19 protein-coding genes and 1 pseudogene are annotated in these 17,449 nt (G+C 74.1%); 4 read left to right on the top strand and 16 right to left on the bottom strand.

What is annotated here, in order from left to right:
- Positions 1-45 precede the first annotated feature (45 nt).
- Positions 46-378 (bottom strand): YnfA family protein, encoded by a 333-nt coding sequence (locus ACZ55U_RS17490; protein ID WP_465527006.1) that lies wholly within the window; start codon positions 376-378, stop codon positions 46-48.
- A gap of 18 nt (positions 379-396) precedes the next feature.
- Positions 397-1,611, bottom strand: coding sequence for a pyridoxal phosphate-dependent aminotransferase (locus ACZ55U_RS17485; RefSeq protein ID WP_465527005.1), 1,215 nt, complete (start codon positions 1,609-1,611; stop codon positions 397-399).
- A 97-nt stretch (positions 1,612-1,708) separates the two neighbouring features.
- Here ACZ55U_RS17485 and ACZ55U_RS17480 point away from each other — a divergent pair.
- Both ACZ55U_RS17480 and ACZ55U_RS17475 read left to right on the top strand, forming a co-directional pair.
- Positions 1,709-2,062: pseudogene (locus tag ACZ55U_RS17480) on the top strand (winged helix-turn-helix transcriptional regulator); the annotation flags it as partial.
- Between the two features lie 299 nt (positions 2,063-2,361).
- Positions 2,362-3,141, top strand: a complete 780-nt coding sequence (locus ACZ55U_RS17475) for an SGNH/GDSL hydrolase family protein (protein ID WP_465527004.1) — start codon at positions 2,362-2,364, stop codon at positions 3,139-3,141.
- On the opposite strand, the gene ACZ55U_RS17470 is transcribed toward ACZ55U_RS17475, so the two are convergent.
- Entirely contained in the window at positions 3,138-3,794 is a 657-nt protein-coding gene (locus ACZ55U_RS17470) for a GNAT family N-acetyltransferase (protein WP_465527003.1), read from the bottom strand. The two genes, ACZ55U_RS17475 and ACZ55U_RS17470, sit on opposite strands and share 4 nt — an antisense overlap.
- A 129-nt stretch (positions 3,795-3,923) precedes the next feature.
- Here ACZ55U_RS17470 and ACZ55U_RS17465 point away from each other — a divergent pair, with 129 nt between their 5' ends.
- Complete coding sequence (locus ACZ55U_RS17465) at positions 3,924-4,856, top strand: pentapeptide repeat-containing protein (RefSeq protein WP_465527002.1); 933 nt, start codon at positions 3,924-3,926, stop codon at positions 4,854-4,856.
- A 26-nt stretch (positions 4,857-4,882) separates the two neighbouring features.
- On the opposite strand, the gene ACZ55U_RS17460 is transcribed toward ACZ55U_RS17465, so the two are convergent.
- The 7 genes from ACZ55U_RS17460 to ACZ55U_RS17430 form a co-directional block, all read right to left on the bottom strand.
- Positions 4,883-5,449 carry a DinB family protein gene (locus ACZ55U_RS17460; RefSeq protein WP_465527001.1) on the bottom strand — a complete coding sequence of 189 codons (567 nt, stop codon included), beginning with the start codon at positions 5,447-5,449 and terminating at the stop codon, positions 4,883-4,885.
- Positions 5,450-5,498: 49 nt separating this feature from the next.
- Entirely contained in the window at positions 5,499-5,834 is a 336-nt protein-coding gene (locus ACZ55U_RS17455; protein ID WP_465527000.1) for a hypothetical protein, read from the bottom strand.
- Entirely contained in the window at positions 5,831-6,169 is a 339-nt protein-coding gene (locus ACZ55U_RS17450) for a hypothetical protein (RefSeq protein WP_465526999.1), read from the bottom strand. Before ACZ55U_RS17450 ends, ACZ55U_RS17455 begins: the two co-directional genes overlap by 4 nt.
- A 117-nt stretch (positions 6,170-6,286) precedes the next feature.
- Positions 6,287-7,021: a tyrosine-protein phosphatase gene (locus tag ACZ55U_RS17445; protein WP_465526998.1), complete on the bottom strand. Its 735-nt coding sequence runs from the start codon at positions 7,019-7,021 to the stop codon at positions 6,287-6,289.
- A gap of 10 nt (positions 7,022-7,031) precedes the next feature.
- Positions 7,032-7,670 carry a TetR family transcriptional regulator gene (locus tag ACZ55U_RS17440; protein WP_465526997.1) on the bottom strand — a complete coding sequence of 213 codons (639 nt, stop codon included), beginning with the start codon at positions 7,668-7,670 and terminating at the stop codon, positions 7,032-7,034.
- A 64-nt stretch (positions 7,671-7,734) separates the two neighbouring features.
- Positions 7,735-8,646, bottom strand: coding sequence for an aminoglycoside phosphotransferase family protein (locus ACZ55U_RS17435; RefSeq protein ID WP_465526996.1), 912 nt, complete (start codon positions 8,644-8,646; stop codon positions 7,735-7,737).
- 154 nt (positions 8,647-8,800) lie between these two features.
- On the bottom strand, positions 8,801-9,193 hold the full coding sequence (locus ACZ55U_RS17430; RefSeq protein WP_465526995.1) for a PPOX class F420-dependent oxidoreductase: 393 nt from the start codon (positions 9,191-9,193) through the stop codon (positions 8,801-8,803).
- Positions 9,194-9,452: 259 nt separating this feature from the next.
- On the opposite strand from ACZ55U_RS17430, the gene ACZ55U_RS17425 reads away from it, so the two are divergent.
- Entirely contained in the window at positions 9,453-11,930 is a 2,478-nt protein-coding gene (locus tag ACZ55U_RS17425) for a Tex family protein (RefSeq protein WP_465526994.1), read from the top strand.
- Positions 11,931-12,050: 120 nt separating this feature from the next.
- On the opposite strand, the gene ACZ55U_RS17420 is transcribed toward ACZ55U_RS17425, so the two are convergent.
- The 6 genes from ACZ55U_RS17420 to ACZ55U_RS17395 form a co-directional block, all read right to left on the bottom strand.
- On the bottom strand, positions 12,051-12,494 hold the full coding sequence (locus ACZ55U_RS17420) for an SHOCT domain-containing protein (RefSeq protein ID WP_465526993.1): 444 nt from the start codon (positions 12,492-12,494) through the stop codon (positions 12,051-12,053).
- A 139-nt stretch (positions 12,495-12,633) separates the two neighbouring features.
- Positions 12,634-13,218: an NUDIX hydrolase gene (locus ACZ55U_RS17415; RefSeq protein WP_465526992.1), complete on the bottom strand. Its 585-nt coding sequence runs from the start codon at positions 13,216-13,218 to the stop codon at positions 12,634-12,636.
- On the bottom strand, positions 13,215-14,375 hold the full coding sequence (locus ACZ55U_RS17410) for a type III polyketide synthase (RefSeq protein WP_465526991.1): 1,161 nt from the start codon (positions 14,373-14,375) through the stop codon (positions 13,215-13,217). Before ACZ55U_RS17410 ends, ACZ55U_RS17415 begins: the two co-directional genes overlap by 4 nt.
- 75 nt (positions 14,376-14,450) lie before the next feature.
- Positions 14,451-15,656, bottom strand: a complete 1,206-nt coding sequence (locus ACZ55U_RS17405) for a cytochrome P450 (RefSeq protein ID WP_465526990.1) — start codon at positions 15,654-15,656, stop codon at positions 14,451-14,453.
- 190 nt (positions 15,657-15,846) lie between these two features.
- Entirely contained in the window at positions 15,847-16,554 is a 708-nt protein-coding gene (locus ACZ55U_RS17400; protein WP_465526989.1) for a response regulator, read from the bottom strand.
- Positions 16,551-17,447, bottom strand: a complete 897-nt coding sequence (locus tag ACZ55U_RS17395) for a sensor histidine kinase (protein WP_465526988.1) — start codon at positions 17,445-17,447, stop codon at positions 16,551-16,553. The genes ACZ55U_RS17400 and ACZ55U_RS17395 overlap by 4 nt, the downstream gene beginning before the upstream one ends.
- Positions 17,448-17,449 lie beyond the last annotated feature (2 nt).

Genomic DNA, 17,449 nt, shown 5'->3' with positions numbered 1-17,449 from the left:
CCGGTAGGCCCCGAACGCGCCCGACGGGCCCCGGTGCCGGAAGTCTCAGCGCCGGGGCCCGTACATGATGACGCCGACTCCGGCCAGGCAGATCAGCGCGCCCAGCACGTCGTAGCGGGTCGGCCGGAAGCCGTCCACGGCCATGCCCCACAGCAGCGAACCGGCCACGAACACCCCGCCGTACGCGGCCAGCACCCGGCCGAAGTGGCTGTCCGGCTGGAGGGCGGCCACGAAGCCGTACGCGCCGAGCACCACCACGCCCACCCCGGCCAGCCACCACGGCCGTTGCTCGCGCACGCTCTGCCAGACCAGCCAGCAGCCGCCGATCTCGGCGAGCGCGGCGAGGGCGAACAGGGCGGCGGAGCGCAGGACGGTCATGGCCTTGAGCCTAGGCGCTCAGCTCTGGCGGTACGTCGCCAGGAAGCGCCCGATCCGGTTGACGGCCGTCTCCAGGTCGTCGGCCCGGGGCAGGGTGACGAAGCGGAAGTGGTCCGGGCGGGGCCAGTTGAAGCCGGTGCCCTGGACGACGTGGATCTTCTCGCGCAGCAGCAGGTCCAGCACGAACCGCTCGTCGTCGACGATCCGGTGCACCGCCGGGTCCAGCCGGGCGAAGGCGTAGAGGGCGCCCTTGGGCTTGACGCAGCTGACGCCGGGGATCTCGTTGAGCGCCTTGATCGCGATGTCGCGCTGTTCGGTGAGCCGGCCGCCGGGCAGCACCAGGTCGTTGATGGACTGGTGGCCGCCGAGCGCCGCCTGCACGGCGAACTGGGCGGGGACGTTGGGGCACAGCCGCATGCCGGAGAGCATGGTCAGGCCCTCCAGGTAGTCGCTCGCGTGCTGCTTGGGGCCGGAGACGACCAGCCAGCCGCTGCGGAAGCCGGCCACCCGGTAGGCCTTGGAGAGGCCGTTGAAGGTGAGGGTCAGCACGTCGTCGGCCAGGGCGGCCAGGCAGTGGTGCTCGGTGCCGTCGTAGAGGATCTTGTCGTAGATCTCGTCGGCGAGCACCATCAGCTGGTGGCGGCGGGCCAGGTCGAGGATGCCCTCCAGCAGTTCCCTCGGGTAGACCGCGCCGGTGGGGTTGTTGGGGTTGATGACGACGATGGCCTTGGTCCGGGCGGTGATCTTGGCCGCGATGTCGTCCAGGTCCGGGTACCACTCGGCCTCTTCGTCGCACAGGTAGTGCACGGCCTTGCCGCCGGCCAGCCGGACCACGGCCGTCCAGAGCGGGTAGTCGGGCATCGGCACGAGCACCTCGTCGCCGTCGTCCACCAGCGCGGTGACGGCCATCTGGATCAGCTCGGAGACGCCGTTGCCGAGGTAGACGTCGTTGACGGTGACGCCCTGGACCCCGCGCTGCTGGTAGTACTGCACCACCGCGCGGCGGGCCGGCAGGATGCCGCGCGAGTCGCTGTAGCCGTGGGCGGAGGGCAGGTTGCGGATGATGTCCTGGAGGATCTCCTCCGGCGCCTCGAAGCCGAACGGCGCCGGGTTGCCGGTGTTCAGCCGCAGCACGCTGTGCCCGGCCTCCTCCAGGGCGTTGGCCTGGTCGACCACCGGCCCGCGGATCTCGTAGCACACGTCATTCAGCTTGCTGGACTGGCGAAACTCCATCTGCGGCCTCCCGACCGTCACCACCGCTCCGTTGCTTCAGCTTTGTTCTACCAAGTGTGTACTTGGAAAGTCCAACCTCTTGGCTATGCTGATCCGCATGTCACGCCGAAGCTACGACCAGTACTGCGCCGTCGCCCGCGCCCTGGACGCGGTGGGGGAGCGCTGGAGCCTCCTGATCGTCCGTGAGCTCCTCGGCGGCCCGCGCCGCTACACCGACCTGCACGCCGACCTGCCCGGCGTCTCCACCGACATCCTGGCCACCCGGCTCAAGCAACTGGAGGGCGACGGACTGGTCGCCCGCCGCCGGCTGGAACGGCCGGCCAACGCGACGGTCTACGAACTGACCGCGCGCGGTCGCGAACTGCGGCCGGTCATCGAGGCGTTGGGGGAGTGGGGCCTGCCCGCGCTCGGCGAGCAGCGGCCCACGGACGCGGTGCGCGAGCACTGGTTCATTCCCCGGAAGGCGGGTGAGGAGGCGCCGGCGGCCCTCGGCTGACGGCGCGCCGGGGCGTGCGCGCCCGGCTCGGGGGCCGGGGGCGGCGGACGGGGTGAGTCGCGGCGAGGCGCGGCGAGGCGGGGCGGCGGCAAGGCCCCCGTCGCCGACCGCCGCCCCGCGCACCCAGGATGGCGCGGGCCGATAAACGATCGGTGGACGCCGGATCAGCGGCCGGGCCCCGGGGCTCCGGCCCGGCCGGCGCACACGTACGATCGTCGGATTCCGGAGCCAACTCAGCAGAACGGAGGCCGCCCGTGCCCACCACCGAGCGCGGCTACGCCAGCTACGTCGCCGTCGGGGACTCCTTCACCGAGGGCATGTGCGACGACCTGCTCCCCGACGGCCACTACCGGGGCTGGGCCGACCGGGTCGCCGCCACCCTGGCCGGGGAGTCCGACGGCTTCCGGTACGCCAACCTCGCCGTCCGCGGCAAGCTCATCGGCCAGATCCACGACGAGCAGCTCGCCACCGCCACCGCGATGGGCGCCGAGCTGGTCACCCTGGCCGGCGGCCTCAACGACGTGCTGCGCCCCGGCTGCGACGTCGACCGGGTCGAGCGCCTGCTCGGCCGCTGCGCCACCGCCCTGCGCGACACCGGCGCCACCGTCGTGCTGTTCACCAGCACCGACCCCACCCGCAGGATGGCGGGCAGCGCCCGGCTGCTGCCCGCCATCCTGCGGCTGAAGGCCTTCGTCCAGGAGCTGGGCCGGCAGGACGGCTTCGCGGTGGTCGACCTGTTCTCCGCCCCCTGCTTCGACGACCGTCGGCTCTGGGCCGAAGACCGCCTGCACCTCTCGCCCGAGGGCCACCGCCGGGTCGCCGAGGGCGTGCTGGAGGCGCTCGGCCGCCCCGCCGCCTTCGACTGGCGCGCCCCGCTGCCCGCCGCCGCCCCCGCCGGCCGCGCCGAGAAGCTGCGCGACGACGCCCGCTGGCTGCGCACCCACGTCGGCCCCTGGATCGGCCGCCGCCTCACCGGCCGCTCCTCCGGCGACGGCCGCCCGGCGAAGCGGCCGGAGCTGCTGCCGTACGTCTAGGCCTCCGACTTCGCCGGCTCCAGGACCGCGCTCGCCATCGGGGCGTGGGTGGTCCAGCCGAGCGCCGTGTAGAGCGCCTGTCCCTCCGGGGTGCCGACCAGCACGCCGGTGCGTGCGCCCCGCTCGTGCGCGGCGGACTGGAGCGTGCGCATCACCAGGGCGCCCAGGCCCCGGCGGCGGTGCTCCGGTGCGGTGGTGATCTGGTCCGGGACGGCCGTCGGGCCCGCCAGGCCCGCCTGGCCCCGGGCGGCGAGGTGGCCGGCCTCGGTGCGCACCAGCACCCGCAGGACCCCGCCCCGTTCCCAGGTGGTCAGGGTGTAGCCGGCCGGGACCTCGGGCCGCTCGGGGGCGAGCGGGACGGTCATCAGGAATCCCGGCGCGTCCAGGCGCCACCGCTCGCCCAGCCACGGGCGCACGGTCGCGTCCTCGGCGAACAGCTTCAGCCAGGTGGTCGGTGCCGTGGTGGTCTCGACGAGCTTGCGGACCTCGGCCTCGGTCGGTTCCGGCAGCACGTGCCGGCCCACCTCGCCGACCGGCGCGCCGACGTCGATGCTCCAGCCCCAGGGCCGGTCCACCGGCTCGGCGGAGCCCCGTGAGACGGCCCAGCCCGAGATCCACGTCCGGACCAGGGCTCTGATGTCCGGGTCCCGCATGCCGCCCACCTCTATCTGTAAGGGTCTCTATTGCCTCGCATACCTTACCGGCGTCGAAGGCTATCCGCCCAGTAGGATTTCCGGGTTCACGGCGCCGCCCGGCGCCCGCCTGCTGGAAGGACCCCGGACGTGCGTGAGACCGAGTCGCCGCAGGACCCCACGGCGGCCGCGCCGACCCCGCTCAGGTCCGACTGCGCCAGCTGCTTCGGGCTCTGCTGCGTCGCCCTGCCCTTCGCCGCCGGCACCGACTTCGCCGAGGACAAGCGGGCCGGCAGCCCCTGCCACAACCTCCGGACCGACTTCGGCTGCGGCATCCACGCGCAGCTGCGCGAGCGGGGCTTCCGGGGCTGCACCGTCTACGACTGCTTCGGCGCCGGGCAGCGGGTCTCCCAGGTGACCTTCGGCGGCCGCAGCTGGCGCGAGGAGCCGGACAGCGCCCGGGCGATGTTCGACGTCTTCCCGGTGGTGCGGCAGCTGCACGAACTGCTCAGCTACCTCACCGAGGCGCTCACCTTCACCGCCGCCGGGCCCCTCCACGACGAGCTGCGGCAGGCGCTGGCGGAGACCGACCGGCTGGCCGGCGGCACCCCCGAGGAGGTTCTCGCCGTCGACGTCCCGGCCCACCGCGGCCGGGTCAGCGACCTGCTGCTGCGCGCCGGCGAGCTGGTCCGCGCGGGCGTCCCGCGCCGCCGCGAGCACCGGGGCGCCGACCTCTTCGGCGCCCGGCTGCGCGGCGCCGACCTGCGCGGGGCCAACCTGCGCGGCGCCCTGCTCGTCGCGGCCGACCTCTCCGGCGCGGACCTGCGCCTCGCCGACCTGGTCGGCGCCGACCTGCGGGACGCCCAGGTGGCCGGCGCGGACCTCGGTACGGCGCTCTTCCTCACCCAGGCCCAGCTGGACGCGGCCCGCGGCGACGCCACCACCCGCATCCCGGCCGGCCTGACCCGCCCCGCCCACTGGCCCGAGGCCGCCCCGGCTCAGGCCACCGGCCCCGGGCCGCGCCAGGGCTCCCGCGCCGGCGCCCGGCCCCGCACGGGTAAGGGCGCGGGCCGCCGCCGTTAGACCTGGTGGGGGTGCGCGGGCCGCCGCTACTGGCCCACCCGGCCGTCGACGCACTCGCGCAGCAGGTCGGCGTGGCCGCAGTGGCGGGCGTACTCCTCGATCCGGTGCACCTGGAGCTCCCGGATCGACACCGCGTTCCTCCCGACCCGCTCGCCCAGGTCCTGGTACCCGGCCAACTCGGCGTCCAGCGCGGCCTGTTCGCGCTCAAGGTCGCGGAACGCGGCGTCCACCACGGCCGGTTCGCCGACGGCCTCGTCGAAGTCCGCGTCCCGCCGGCCGTAGATCTTGGGCAGCGGCTCGCCGTCGGTGATCCAGTTCCGCCAGTCCCGCTCCACCTCGGCCAGGTGCCGCACCAGCCCGAGCAGGGACATCGTCGACGGCGGCACCGAGCGGCGGGCCAGCTGCTCCGCGTCCAGGCCTTCGCACTTCATCCGCAGGGTCAGCCGGTAGTTCGTCAGGAAGTCCTGAAGGGTGGCGAGTTCACCGTCCGGTCCGGGGCCCTCGTTGTTGCGCGGATCGTCGGCCGGATCGGCCCACATGTCGGGGTAGACGGTCGCCTGGGTCCAACGTTCGGGTTCGGTCATGCCGGGCATGATCGCCGGTAACCGCCCGGCCCGCCACCGGATTGTCCGATCGGCGGGGCTACTGGGCGCTGTTGAGCGGGTCTTCGGGGACGACCGCGGCGATCCGCACGGTCGGCGGCCACGGCGGCGCGGGGGCGAAGGCGTGTACGACGGTGACGGCCGGGCGGCCGGTCGTCGCGTCGCCCTCTATCCGGGTGGAGTAGAGCTCGACCTGCTGCGCGCCCTCGGTGACGGTGCGGATGTGGCGTCCGAGCCGCGGCTGGTGTTCGAGCTCGGCGCGCAGCGCCTCCAGGGCCTCGGTGACGCCGAGTTCCTTGGCCCGCTGGGCGGATCGGTCGGTGATGGCCGCGACCGCGGGGTCTCCCGGATCGCCGTGGTCGTGCGGGTCGTTCACTCGGTTCCCTGCCGGGTCAGCAGATCGTTGACGGCCTCGTCCACGGCATCGGCCGCCTCGCGGTCGGCCGCCAGCAGAACCCGCCCCCGGTAGGCGGCGACGATCTCGGCGACCGCGACCAGGTCGACGACCGTGCCGACCTCCCCGACTTGGTCGAGGCGGTCGACCGGCACCCTGCGCAGCAGCTGCTCGGCGAGTTCGGCGTCGAGGCGCTCCGCGTCGCCGGGGAAGCCGTGGCCGGCCCGCAGCGCGGCGCGGAGTTCCTGAACCGTGTCCATCGGCGGCAGGCCCAAGCGGCCCCCGCCGTGGCCGTGCTCGGAGGGCTGGGCACTCATCTCCCACCAGCTCCTTCTTCGTCGGCTCACCCGGCGCCGGGCCGGGCCTTGTGCTCCCAACGGTAGCCGCCTCGCACCGGCCCGTGGGTCCCGTGCCCGGTAACCCGCCACACGTGGTCAGAACGTGAGCAGCCTTGACCGCAGCGCTTCGATCCGGTCGCGGTCGATGCCGAGGGCGCCGGTGAGGTAGGCCTCGACCGAGCCGTGCCGGGTGGCGAGGTCGGCGAGGGCGAGCCGGATGACGGTCTCCGGGGCGCGGCCGTAGCCCGGCCAGCGCAGTTCGCGGCCGGGGTGGGCGGCGTGCCAGTCGGCGACGAGGTGCGGGGTGGCGAGTTCGGTGAGGGCGAAGTCGGCGGCGATGTCGTCCTCCCCGACGCCGAGCAGGGTGAGCAGCAGGGCGGCGATCAGGCCGGTGCGGTCCTTGCCGGAGGCGCAGTGGAAGACCACCGGGGCGTCGGCGACGGCGATCACGTCCAGGGTCCGGCGGATCTCCTTCACCCCGTCCTCGGCGACCTCGGCGAAGCGGTCGGCGAGGTAGCGCCAGGGGTCGAGCCCCGGGTCGATCTCGGCCTGGTCGTACGGGCGGTGCTCGATCGAGAGGTTGTGGTACTCCAGGCCCTCGAAGTCGGGCACCCGGCCCATGGCGGCGATCTCCCAGTCGTAGCGCAGGTCGATCACGGTCCGCACGCCGAGCGACCGCAGCCTGTCCAGGTCGCCGGGGGAGGAGAGCTTGCCGAGTGAGTCGGAGCGGTAGAGCAGGCCCCACCGGACGCTCCGTCCGTCGCGGGCCCGACAGCCGCCCAGGTCGCGGAAGTTGTGCAGGGCCTCGAACTCGATCCGGCGCGTCGTCATGCGCGGAACTCTAACCGTCGGCGCCGGCGTACCCGCGGGCGAGCAGGTCGAAGGCGCGTTCGGCGTCGGCGGCGGCCTCGGGGTGGAGGTCGTCGGCGGTGCGGCCGCCCTCGCCGATGCGGCGCCAGTTGTGCAGGGCCAGGACCCGCTGGGTGGCGGTGACCTGGGCGGCGAGCAGGGCGGCGGTGAGCTCCCGGGGCCCGGGCAGGTCGGGGGCCTCGCGCAGCGCCTCGGCGAGGGACTGCTCGGCGCGGGCGACGTAGGCGCCGACCCGGGCGGCCAGGCTGGGGGTGCCGTGGACCAGGGCGGTGAAGGCCAGCACCTGGGGGTGGTCGTTGAGGCCGGTGACCGGGTCGCGCCGGGCGAGGCCGTCCAGGAAGTCCCGGCGCAGGGCGTCGAGCACCGACTCCTCGGGGCCCCGGCCCCGGACCACGTCCGCCGACTGCTCCTGGTGGTCGGCGAAGCGGTGGACGACCAGGTCCTCCTTGCTGGGGAAGTAGGAGAACAGCGTCGGCTTGGAGACCTCGGCCGCCGCCGCGACGTCCGCCACGGACACCCGGTCGAAGCCGTGTTCCAGGAACAGGGTGATGGCCGCCTCGGAGATGGCCCGCCGGGTCCGCTCCTTCTTGCGCTCCCGCAGTCCGCTCATGCGGGTCAGGCTAACAGCCGGATTGACCGGGGAAGATTGCTGAACCGGTATGACGATCCCGGAGTCACCGGGCGGCCGGCACGCCTCGGTCGGCGAGCACCTCGCGGACCACGCGGCGGGCGTTGGCCGTCCGCGCCTGGTCGGTGTGACGGTAGTACGGGATCGACACCAGGGCGATGGAGAACGCCCAGGCGCGGCCACGGGCCCACGTCGCCCCGTCCGCGCCCAGGGCCGCGCGGAAGGCCGGACGGGCGGCGGCGGGCAGCAGGTTCCAGGCGGGGATCAGGTCGGCGGTCGGGTCGCCGACGCCCATCTGGGCGAAGCCGAGGACGGCGGCCAGCCGGCCGGTACGGGAGAGCAGCAGGTTGCCGGGGGTCAGGTCACCGTGCAGCCAGACCGGCGGACCGTCGTACTCGGGCAGTCGCAGTGCCCGCTCCCACAGGGCGGTCGCGGCCGCCGCGTCGAGGGAGCCGGAGAGCTGGGCGATGGCCGTGCGGGTGGCGCCGTCCCGGGCGGCCAGCGGGACACTGCGCTGGGCGGCTGGGGCGCCGGCCGGATCGGCGGCGCGCAGCGCGTTGAGGAAGCCGGCCAGGTCCCGGGCCAGTGCCTCGGGTGCGGCCGGCGAGCCGGCCACCGGATTGGCGCCGTCCAGCCAGCGCAGCACCGACCACTCCCACGGGTAGCCGCCGGCGGGCCGGCCGACCGCCAGCGGCGCCGGAACGGGCAGCGGCAGCCGCGGCGCCAGCCGGGGCAGCCACTGCTGCTCCCTCCGCAGGCCCGCCGCCGCCCACTCCACCCGGGGCAGCCGGACGGCGAGTTCGGTTCCGAGGCGGAACATCGCGTTGTCCGCCCCGGGGGTGGACACCGGGGTGACCGGGAGGCGCTCCCACTGCGGGAACTGGGCGGAGATCAGCCGCCGCACCAGGGCCGCGTCGACCACCGGTCCGTCGGGGAGCGTCCGGGTGGCAGCGCACATGCCCGGCAGCGTACTCCGCCGCTCGTCCCGGTTCTTCCGGATTCCCGAACTTCGCACGCTCCGAAGGCCGTTCGCGGCCACTCGAAGAACGTCCGGGGCCGTCCGCAGCCGTCCGGAGCCGTCCGCAGCCGTCCGGGGCTCTCGGCGCCGGAGGTCAGCCGAAGCTGACCCGCACCCCGATGGTGCCGCCCTTGCCGAAGCGCAGCACGTTGGCGGTCAGCGCCACCGCGCACAGCAGCCCGTACTTGCGCCGCAGCAGCTTCCGGTAGCCGGGCGCCCGGACCGGGTCCAGCACGGCGGTGGCCGCCACCTGGGCGCCGAGCGGGTTGCCGCGGATGTCGCTCGGCCCGACCAGCACGTCCGAACGGTTGCGCAGGCGCTTGACCTTGCCCGTCTTCGTGACGGTGGTGAAGACCAGCGCGTCCCCGTCGCGCGCGACCCACACCGGGGTGGCGACCGGATCGCCGTTCCTCCGGTACGTGGTGAACAGCAGGTACTTGGCGGCAGCGAGCCGCTCCAACTCGGCGGCGGCATCCAGGGTGTCCATGCCCGCCAGCCTAGGAAGCCCCGGCTGCGCCCCGCTCAAGCCTCGATGGGGTGCCGTCCGGACTCCGTCCCGGTCGTGCGGAACGCCGCTCGCAACACCGCCGGAACGCCGTCCGAATCGCCGCCGGAACGCCGCTCGGAACACCGCCGGATCGCCGCGCCACGCCCGGCCGATCCGGGTGCGGCCGGGCGCCACCGTCGGCACCTGCCAGAATGCAGGGCGTACGGCGAAAGCACTGAAGGAGAAGGTGACCGGCTTCGTGACCACGCCAGTCGAACAGGTGGCCCGGCAGGCCCAGCAGGCGATCGAGCGCAAGATCGCCGAGGAACTGGGCGTCCGCGAGGGGCAGGTGAAGGCGGCCGTCGACCTGCTCGACGGCGGCGCGACCGTCCCCTTCGTGGCCCGCTACCGCAAGGAGGTCACCGGCTCCCTCGACGACGCCCAGTTGCGCGCCCTGGAGGAGCGGCTGCGCTACCTGCGCGAGCTGGAGGACCGCCGGGCGGCCGTCCTGGAGTCGATCGAGGCCCAGGGCAAGCTGGACGACGCGCTGCGCGCCCGGGTGCTCGCCGCCGACTCCAAGGCCCGCCTGGAGGACATCTACCTGCCGTTCAAGCCGAAGCGGCGCACCAAGGCCCAGATCGCCCGCGAGGCCGGGCTGGAGCCGCTGGCCGACACCCTGCTCGCCGACCCCACCCAGGACCCGGCCGCGCTCGCCGCCCAGTACCTGAACGAGTCGGTGGCCGACCGGAACGCCGCCCTGGAGGGCGCCCGGGCGATCCTGGTCGAGCGCTTCGGCGAGGACGCCGACCTGGTCGGCTCGCTGCGCGAGCGGATGTGGACCCGCGGCCGGCTGGTCGCCACCGTCCGCGACGGCAAGGAGGGCGACGGCGCCAAGTTCGCCGACTACTTCGACTTCGCCGAGCCGTTCACCAAGCTCCCCTCGCACCGCATCCTGGCGATGCTGCGCGGCGAGAAGGAGGAGGTGCTGGACCTCGAACTCTCCCCGTACGACGGCGAGTCCGAGGGCGACCTGCCCGGGGAGAACGACTACGAGCAGCGGATCGCCACGCGCTTCGGCATCGCCGACCGCGGCCGCCCGGCCGACAAGTGGCTCGGCGACACCGTCCGTTGGGCCTGGCGCACCCGCATCCTGGTGCGGCTCGGCATCGACCTGCGGGCCCGGCTGCGCGCCGAGGCCGAGGAGGAGGCGGTGCGCGTCTTCGCCGCCAACCTGCGCGACCTGCTGCTCGCCGCCCCGGCCGGCACCCGCGCCACCATGGGCCTGGACCCGGGCTTCCGCACCGGGGTGAAGGTCGCCGTGGTGGACGCCACCGGCAAGGTCGTCGCGCACGAGACGATCTACCCGCACCAGCCCGCCAACAAGTGGGACGCCTCGATCGACACCCTGGCCGTGCTGGCCAGGAAGCACGACGTCGACCTGATCGCGATCGGCAACGGCACCGCCTCCCGGGAGACCGACAAGCTCGCCGAGGACCTGATCAGGCGCCACCCCGAGCTGAAGCTCACCAAGGCGATGGTCAGCGAGGCCGGTGCCTCGGTCTACTCGGCCTCCGCGTTCGCCTCCCAGGAGCTGCCCGACCTGGACGTGTCGATCCGCGGCGCGGTCTCGATCGCCCGCCGGCTCCAGGACCCGCTGGCCGAACTGGTCAAGATCGACCCCAAGTCGATCGGCGTCGGCCAGTACCAGCACGACCTCAGCGAGGTGAAGCTCTCCCGCTCGCTGGACGCCGTGGTCGAGGACTGCGTCAACGCCGTCGGCGTGGACGTCAACACGGCCTCGGCGCCGCTGCTCACCAGGGTCTCCGGCATCACCGGCACGCTGGCCGACAACATCGTGGCCCACCGCGACGCCAACGGCCCGTTCCGCACCCGCAAGCAGCTCAAGGACGTCGCCCGGCTCGGCCCCAAGGCCTTCGAGCAGTGCGCCGGCTTCCTGCGCATCCCGGGCGGTGAGGACCCGCTGGACGCCTCCAGCGTGCACCCCGAGGCCTACCCGGTGGTGCGCCGCATCCTGGCCGCGACCGGCGGGGAGCTGCGCGAGCTGATCGGCAACGGCGAGCGGCTGCGCGCGCTGCGCCCGGCGGACTTCGCCGACGACAAGTTCGGCGTCCCGACCGTCACCGACATCCTCGGCGAGCTGGACAAGCCCGGCCGCGACCCGCGCCCGGCCTTCCGGACGGCGACCTTCAAGGAGGGCGTCGACAAGATCGGCGACCTGGAGGTCGGCATGGTGCTGGAGGGCGTGGTCACCAACGTCGCCGCCTTCGGCGCCTTCGTGGACGTGGGCGTCCACCAGGACGGGCTGGTGCACGTCTCGGCGCTGTCGCGGAACTTCGTCAAGGACCCGCGCGAGGTGGTCAAGCCCGGCGACATCGTCAAGGTCCGGGTGCTCACGGTGGACGTGCCGCGCAAGCGCATCGGGCTGACCCTGCGGCTGGACGACGAGGTCGGGCGCGAGCGCGGCGGCGACCGGGGCGACCGCGGCGGTCAGGGCGGTGACCGGCAGGCCCGCCCGCCGCGCCAGGAGCGACGCGGCAGCAGCGGCGGCGGCGGTCAGGGCGGACGCGGCGGCCAGGACCGGCGCGGTGGCGGTGACCGGGGCGGCTTCGGCGGCGGCGCGCCGGTCAACAGCGCCATGGCGGACGCCCTGCGCCGCGCGGGCCTGGCCGGTGGCGGCGCAGGCGGCTCGGGCGACCGTCGCTCCGGGCGGCGCTGAGCCACCGGACCACGGGGGCCGCTGGGCCACGGGGGCCGGTGGGCCACGGCGGCCCGGTGGACGACGACGGCGGTGGGCGCGCTCGGAGCGCCCACCGGCCGTCGGCCCTCGGCCGGATGCCTAGAGCAGGAGCTTGTCCTTGGCCTTCTGGTACTCCTCCTCGGAGATGGCGCCCTTCTCCTTCAGGTCCGCCAGTCTCGCCAGGTCGTCGACGTGGCTGCGCCCGGTGGCGCCGACCGCGGTGGAGCCGCCGGCCGGCCCCGTCCCGGCCGCGTCCCGGATGTAGGCCTTGAACGCGGCCTCGGACCGTTGTGCCTGTTCGACGTCCCGTTTGCTCATCGACGTCCCGCGGACGATCAGATAGGCGAGGACGCCGATCAGCGGCAGGACGATCACCAGGACCAGCCAGCCGGCCTTGCCCCAGCCGCTGAGGTCGTGGCTGCGGAAGATGTCCGTGATGATCTTGAACAGCAGGAAGAACCAGAGGATCCAGAGGAACAGCTCCAGCAGCGTCCAGAAGATGTGGAGCGCGGGGTAGTCCACGGCCAGCAGTTTGGTGTCCATGGCCGAGTCATATCACCGCAAAACGGACATGGCTTCCTGATGTTCGGCCGTTCCAGTGGTCTTCCCGCCCGACGGGAATAGTCACGCCGGTCAGCGCCGGTCAGCGCCGGACAGCGGCGATCGGCGCCGGGAGCAGGCCTCAGCCCAGCCCCGCCCGCCGCCGCAGCTCCACCGCCAGCTCGACCAGCTCGCCCCACCAGGCGTCGTGCCCGGCCAGCAGCAGCCGCCGCGCCTCCGCCGGCGGCACCGCGCGGACCTCGACCACCTGCTCGCCGTCCGCCGGATTGGTCGGCGCGGAGTCCAGCGCGACCTCGCCCCAGCCCCACAGCCAGGCCTTCTCCGGGTGCGGCTGCCACGGCCGGTACGGCGTCGGGTCCTCGGTGCGGCAGCGGTGCGCGCCCAGCCACCCGGGCTCGCCGAGCAGTCGGGCGCCCGCCTCCTCGCTCAGCTCGCGGACCAGGCAGGCGGCGATGCTCTCGCCCTTCTCGCGGGTGCCGCCGGGCAGGAACCAGTGGTCCCGGTCGTCGCGGCAGAGCACCACCTGACCGTCCGCGAAGCCGACCAGGTGGATGTTGGTGACCAGTGCGTCCGGCGGCAGCTCGGTGGAGAACTGCGCGTCGAACCGCCCCCAGCTCCAGTACTGCGGCGCGTGCAACGCCGGGAACAGTGCGGCGAGTTCGGCGGATCTGGCGTCGGTGTCGGTGCGGTCCGTGGTATCGGTCATTCCGAGATCGTAGTGCCGGCCGGGAAACGGCGGGGGACGGTCGGATGGACGAGGGTGATGTCGGACGTGGAGATGGCGCGCGGGCGGCGCGGGCGCGCCCCCTCGGCCGGGGCGCCGACCCAACTGCCCAGGGAGATCTCGGCGGTGATGCCCGGTCCGAACCCGGCGATCAGCCCGGTGGTGCCCTCCGGCACGCCGCCGTCGGCGAACAGCCGGGCCAGCGCGTCGAAGACCACGGCGCTGGCGATGTTGCCGCGCTCGGTGAGCGTCGCCCGGCTGTAGCGGAAGGTGGCCGGCTCCAGGGCGAGGAAGCGGCACAGGTCGTCCAGGATGCGCGGCCCGCCCGCGTGCACGACGTAGAAGCCGAGCCCGGAGACGTCCCAGCCGTGCTCCCCGGCGAGGCCGCGCAGCGCGGGCGCGAGCAGTTCCATCGTGCCGGGCACCCGCTTGTCCAGCTGGAAGTGGAAGCCGGTGTCCTTCACCCCGTAGGAGATCCAGTCCTCGGTGTGCGGGACGAGGTGCGAGCCGTTGCGCTCGACCTGCACGCCGTGCCCGCCCTGCCCGCGCATCACCGCGGCGGCGACGGCGTCCCCGAACAGGCCGTTGGAGAGCAGCGAGCCGACGTCGAGGTCGGTCGGCTGGTAGCACAACGAGCAGAACTCGCAGGCGACGATCAGCACGTTGGCGCCCGGGTAGGCACGGCAGAAGTCGTGGGCGCGGTTGACGGCCGCGCCACCGGCCGCGCAGCCGAGTTGGGCGATCGGCACCTGGCGGGTGTCCGAGCGGAAGCCCATGGTGTTGATCAGCCAGGCGGTCAGCGAGGGCATCATGAAGCCGGTGCAGGACACGTAGACGATCAGGTCGATGTCCCGGGCGGTCAACTCGCCGTAATCCAGGGCCTGTTCGACCACCTCGGGGACGCGGCGCTTGGCCTCCCGCCGGTACACCTCGTTGCGGACGGTGAACCCCGGGTGGGTGAGGGTCCGCTCGATCGGCTGGACCAGGTGCCGGGTGCGCACCCCGGTGTTCTCGATCAGCCGCAGTACCAGGCCGAGTTGGGGGTGGTCGGCGTGCAGGGTGCGGGCCAGGGCGAGGGTCTGGTCGAGGGTGATGACGTGCTCGGGCACGGCGATCGCCGGGCGGCACAGTGTGGCCATGGGCGGGTCTTCCCTGGGGGCCTGCTGGCAGGCCGGTGGACGCGTGGAAGAGGTCGGGGCTGGCGGGGCGGGCGGTTACCAGGCCACCGGCAGGGTGCGCGGGAAGCGCCAGATCGAGCCGGAGTTCCAGTCGAGTTCGGCGGGCTCGACGGCCAGCCGCAGCCCGGGGAAGCGGCGCAGCAGGGTGCCGATGGCGACCTGGAGCTCCATCCGGGCCAGGTGCGATCCGAGGCAGTGGTGCTGGCCGTAGCCGAAGGCCATGTGGGTGGGCGCGCCGCGGTCGAGGTCCAGTTCGTCGGGGCGCTCGTAGAAGGCCGGGTCCCGGTTGGCGGTCAGGTAGGAGACGTGCACGGCCTCGCCGGCCCGGATCAGCACCCCGCCCAGCTCGACGTCCTCGGTGGCGACCCGGGCGATGCCGACGCCCTGGCGGAACGGGACGAAGCGCAGCAGCTCCTCCAGGGCCCGGGGCAGCGTCTCGGGCCGGGCGCGCAGCTTGGCGAGCTGCTCGGGGTGGGTGAGCAGGGTGTAGGCGAGGTTGCCGAGCTGGTAGGTGCTGGTGTCGTGGCCGGTGACCAGCAGGACCATCGCCATCACGGTCAGCTCGTCCGGGCCGAGCAGTTCGTCGCCGTCGCGGGCGGTGGCGAGGGCGCTGATCAGGTCCTCGCCGGGGTGGGCCCGGCGGGCGGCGGTGAGCTCGGTGAAGTACGCGCGCAGCGCGGTCTTGGCGGCCTCCTGGCCGTCCTTGCTGCCGGGGCCCATCCGCATCATCGCGACCGCGTGGCCGCGCAGTTCGTCGCGGTCGGCGGCGGGGATGTCCAGTAGTTCGCAGATGGTGGTGAGGGGGAGGCGGGCGGCCAGGAAGTGCATCAGGTCGGCGGGGGCGCCGTGTTCGGTCATCTCGTCGAAGTAGCCGTCGACCGTCCGCTGGGTGGTCGGGCGCAGCCGTTCGACCCGGCGGTTGGTGAAGCCCTGGGCGACGAGCCGGCGCAGCCGGTTGTGGGCGGGCGGGTCCATCAGGTTGATCGCCTCGGCCTGGGCGATCGGGGCGGGCGTCATCCGGGGCAGGTCGCGGCCGATTCCGGCGGCGCGGCTGAACCGGCGGTCGGTGGTGACCAGCTTGACGTCCTCGTAGCGGGTGGCCAGCCAGGCCTCGCCCTCGCCGTGCGGCAGCCGGATCCTGGCGACCGGGGCCTCGGTGAGCAGCCGCTTCAGGAGGGGGTCGAACTCCAGGCCTTCGGTGTGCTGGAAGGGGCAGTCCCACACGGGGGTGCTGGTGGTCACGGGCCGGTCCAATTGTCATCGTCATGCCGGGTGGTGGCGCCCGAGGGGGTGTCGGTCTCGTTCGGGCGTGGACATGCAGATGGTGCCCCATGACATGGCAAAAAGGGGAATTTGGCTGGAAGTTAGCTCTAAAGAGTGAGATTCGGATGATAGTAACGCGAACACTGCGGGGTGGACGGTGAGTTGACGGTCAGCCGCCCGGCGCGACCAGCCCGGTCTCGTACGCCAGCACCACCGCCTGCGCCCGGTCGCGCAGGTTGAGCTTGGCGAAGATCCGGGCCACGTGGGTCTTCACCGTCGACTCGCTGAGCGTCAGTCGGCGCGCCAGCTCGGTGTTGGACAGCCCGCGGCCGAGCAGCGCGAGCACCTCCGCCTCGCGCGGGGTGAGCGGCGCGAGGTCGCGGTGCAGCGGCGGGGCGTCACCGCCGGGCGCCGGGCGCGGGGCGCCGGCCGCGAAGCGCTCCACCAGGCGCCGGGTGATCGAGGGGGCGAGCAGCGCGTCCCCGGTGTCGACCAGCCGGACGGCGGCGGCGAGGTGGGCCGAGGTGACGTCCTTCAGCAGGAAGCCGCTGGCCCCGGCGGACAGCGCGGCGTAGACGTAGTGGTCCAGGTCGAACGTGGTCAGCATGACCACCCGGCAGCCGGGCACCTGGGCCAGGATGCGCCGGGCGGCCTCCAGGCCGTCCATGACGGGCATCCGGATGTCCAGCAGGGCGACGTCCGGGCGGTGCAGCACGGCGGCGGCCACCGCCTCGGCGCCGTCGGCGGCCTCGGCGACCACGTCGATGCCGCGCGCGGTGAGGATCATCCGGAAGCCGGTGCGCACCAGCTCCTGGTCGTCGGCGATCACCACCCGGGGGCGGCGCTCCCGGGCCTCGGTCAGCTCGTCCTCCGTCACGGCCGGTCCAGCGGGATGCGGGCGCGGACCCGGAAGCCGCCGCCGAGCCGGCGCCGGGCGTCCAGGTCCCCGCCGTACACCGCGACCCGCTCGCGCAGGCCGACCAGCCCGCGCCCGGCGCCGTCCGGTGGGGCCCCGGCCGGTCGCGGTGCCGCCGGGCCGGACACCGGGCCCGGTGCCGGGCCGGCTGAGGGGCCCGGTGCCGGACCGGGCTCCCCGGAGAGCACGCTCGGGCCGCTGTTGAGCACCTCCACCCGCAGGTAGTGGTCCGCGTAGCGCACCGTCACCTCCGCCGTCACCCCGTCCCCGTGCTTGAGCGCGTTCGTCAGCGCCTCCTGGACGATCCGGTACGCCGTCACGTCGATGCCGCCCGGCAGCGGCCGCGGCTCCCCGGAGATCCGCACCTCGACCGGCAGCCCGGCGAAGGCGAACCGGTCGATCAGCGGGCTCAGCCGGCTCAGGCTGGGCTGCGGCGCGAAGCCGTCCCCCGCCGCCTCCTCCTCGCCGCCGTCCGCCGCCGGGGCGAGCAGCCCCAGCAGGTGCCGCAGCTCCGTCATGGTGTCCCGCCCGGCCGCCTCGACCGCGGCCATCGCCGCCGCCGCCTCCTGCGGCATGGTCGCCAGCACCTCGCGCGCCGCCCCGGCCTGCACCACCATCAGGCTCACGTTGTGGCTCACGATGTCGTGCAACTCGGCCGCGATCCGGGCCCGTTCGGCGTCCACGGCCGTCCGGGCGGCGCTCTCCCGCTCCCGCTCCAGCAGCCAGCCGCGCTCGCCGATGGCCGCCCGGTGCAGCCGGCGCGCCCGGACCAGCGCGACCGCCAGCCAGCCGGCCCCCGCACTCGCCGCACCGGCCACCGCGACGGCCGTCCAGTCCCACCACGTTCCCCACACGA

The organism is Kitasatospora sp. NPDC034533, from assembly GCF_055575155.1.
The sequence above is the reverse complement of the archived record's forward strand: the minus strand, read 5'-3'. Positions and strand labels throughout refer to the sequence as shown.

What these genes read in the sequence shown, in the direction of transcription:
- ACZ55U_RS17490 (WP_465527006.1), bottom strand. Translation starts at nt 378, where the DNA reads ATGACCGTCCTGCGCTCCGCCGCCCTGTTCGCCCTCGCCGCGCTCGCC.
- ACZ55U_RS17485 (WP_465527005.1), bottom strand. Translation starts at nt 1,611, where the DNA reads ATGGAGTTTCGCCAGTCCAGCAAGCTGAATGACGTGTGCTACGAGATC.
- ACZ55U_RS17470 (WP_465527003.1), bottom strand. Translation starts at nt 3,794, where the DNA reads ATGCGGGACCCGGACATCAGAGCCCTGGTCCGGACGTGGATCTCGGGC.
- ACZ55U_RS17460 (WP_465527001.1), bottom strand. Translation starts at nt 5,449, where the DNA reads ATGCCCGGCATGACCGAACCCGAACGTTGGACCCAGGCGACCGTCTAC.
- ACZ55U_RS17450 (WP_465526999.1), bottom strand. Translation starts at nt 6,169, where the DNA reads ATGAGTGCCCAGCCCTCCGAGCACGGCCACGGCGGGGGCCGCTTGGGC.
- ACZ55U_RS17445 (WP_465526998.1), bottom strand. Translation starts at nt 7,021, where the DNA reads ATGACGACGCGCCGGATCGAGTTCGAGGCCCTGCACAACTTCCGCGAC.
- ACZ55U_RS17440 (WP_465526997.1), bottom strand. Translation starts at nt 7,670, where the DNA reads ATGAGCGGACTGCGGGAGCGCAAGAAGGAGCGGACCCGGCGGGCCATC.
- ACZ55U_RS17435 (WP_465526996.1), bottom strand. Translation starts at nt 8,646, where the DNA reads ATGTGCGCTGCCACCCGGACGCTCCCCGACGGACCGGTGGTCGACGCG.
- ACZ55U_RS17430 (WP_465526995.1), bottom strand. Translation starts at nt 9,193, where the DNA reads ATGGACACCCTGGATGCCGCCGCCGAGTTGGAGCGGCTCGCTGCCGCC.
- ACZ55U_RS17420 (WP_465526993.1), bottom strand. Translation starts at nt 12,494, where the DNA reads ATGGACACCAAACTGCTGGCCGTGGACTACCCCGCGCTCCACATCTTC.
- ACZ55U_RS17415 (WP_465526992.1), bottom strand. Translation starts at nt 13,218, where the DNA reads ATGACCGATACCACGGACCGCACCGACACCGACGCCAGATCCGCCGAA.
- ACZ55U_RS17410 (WP_465526991.1), bottom strand. Translation starts at nt 14,375, where the DNA reads ATGGCCACACTGTGCCGCCCGGCGATCGCCGTGCCCGAGCACGTCATC.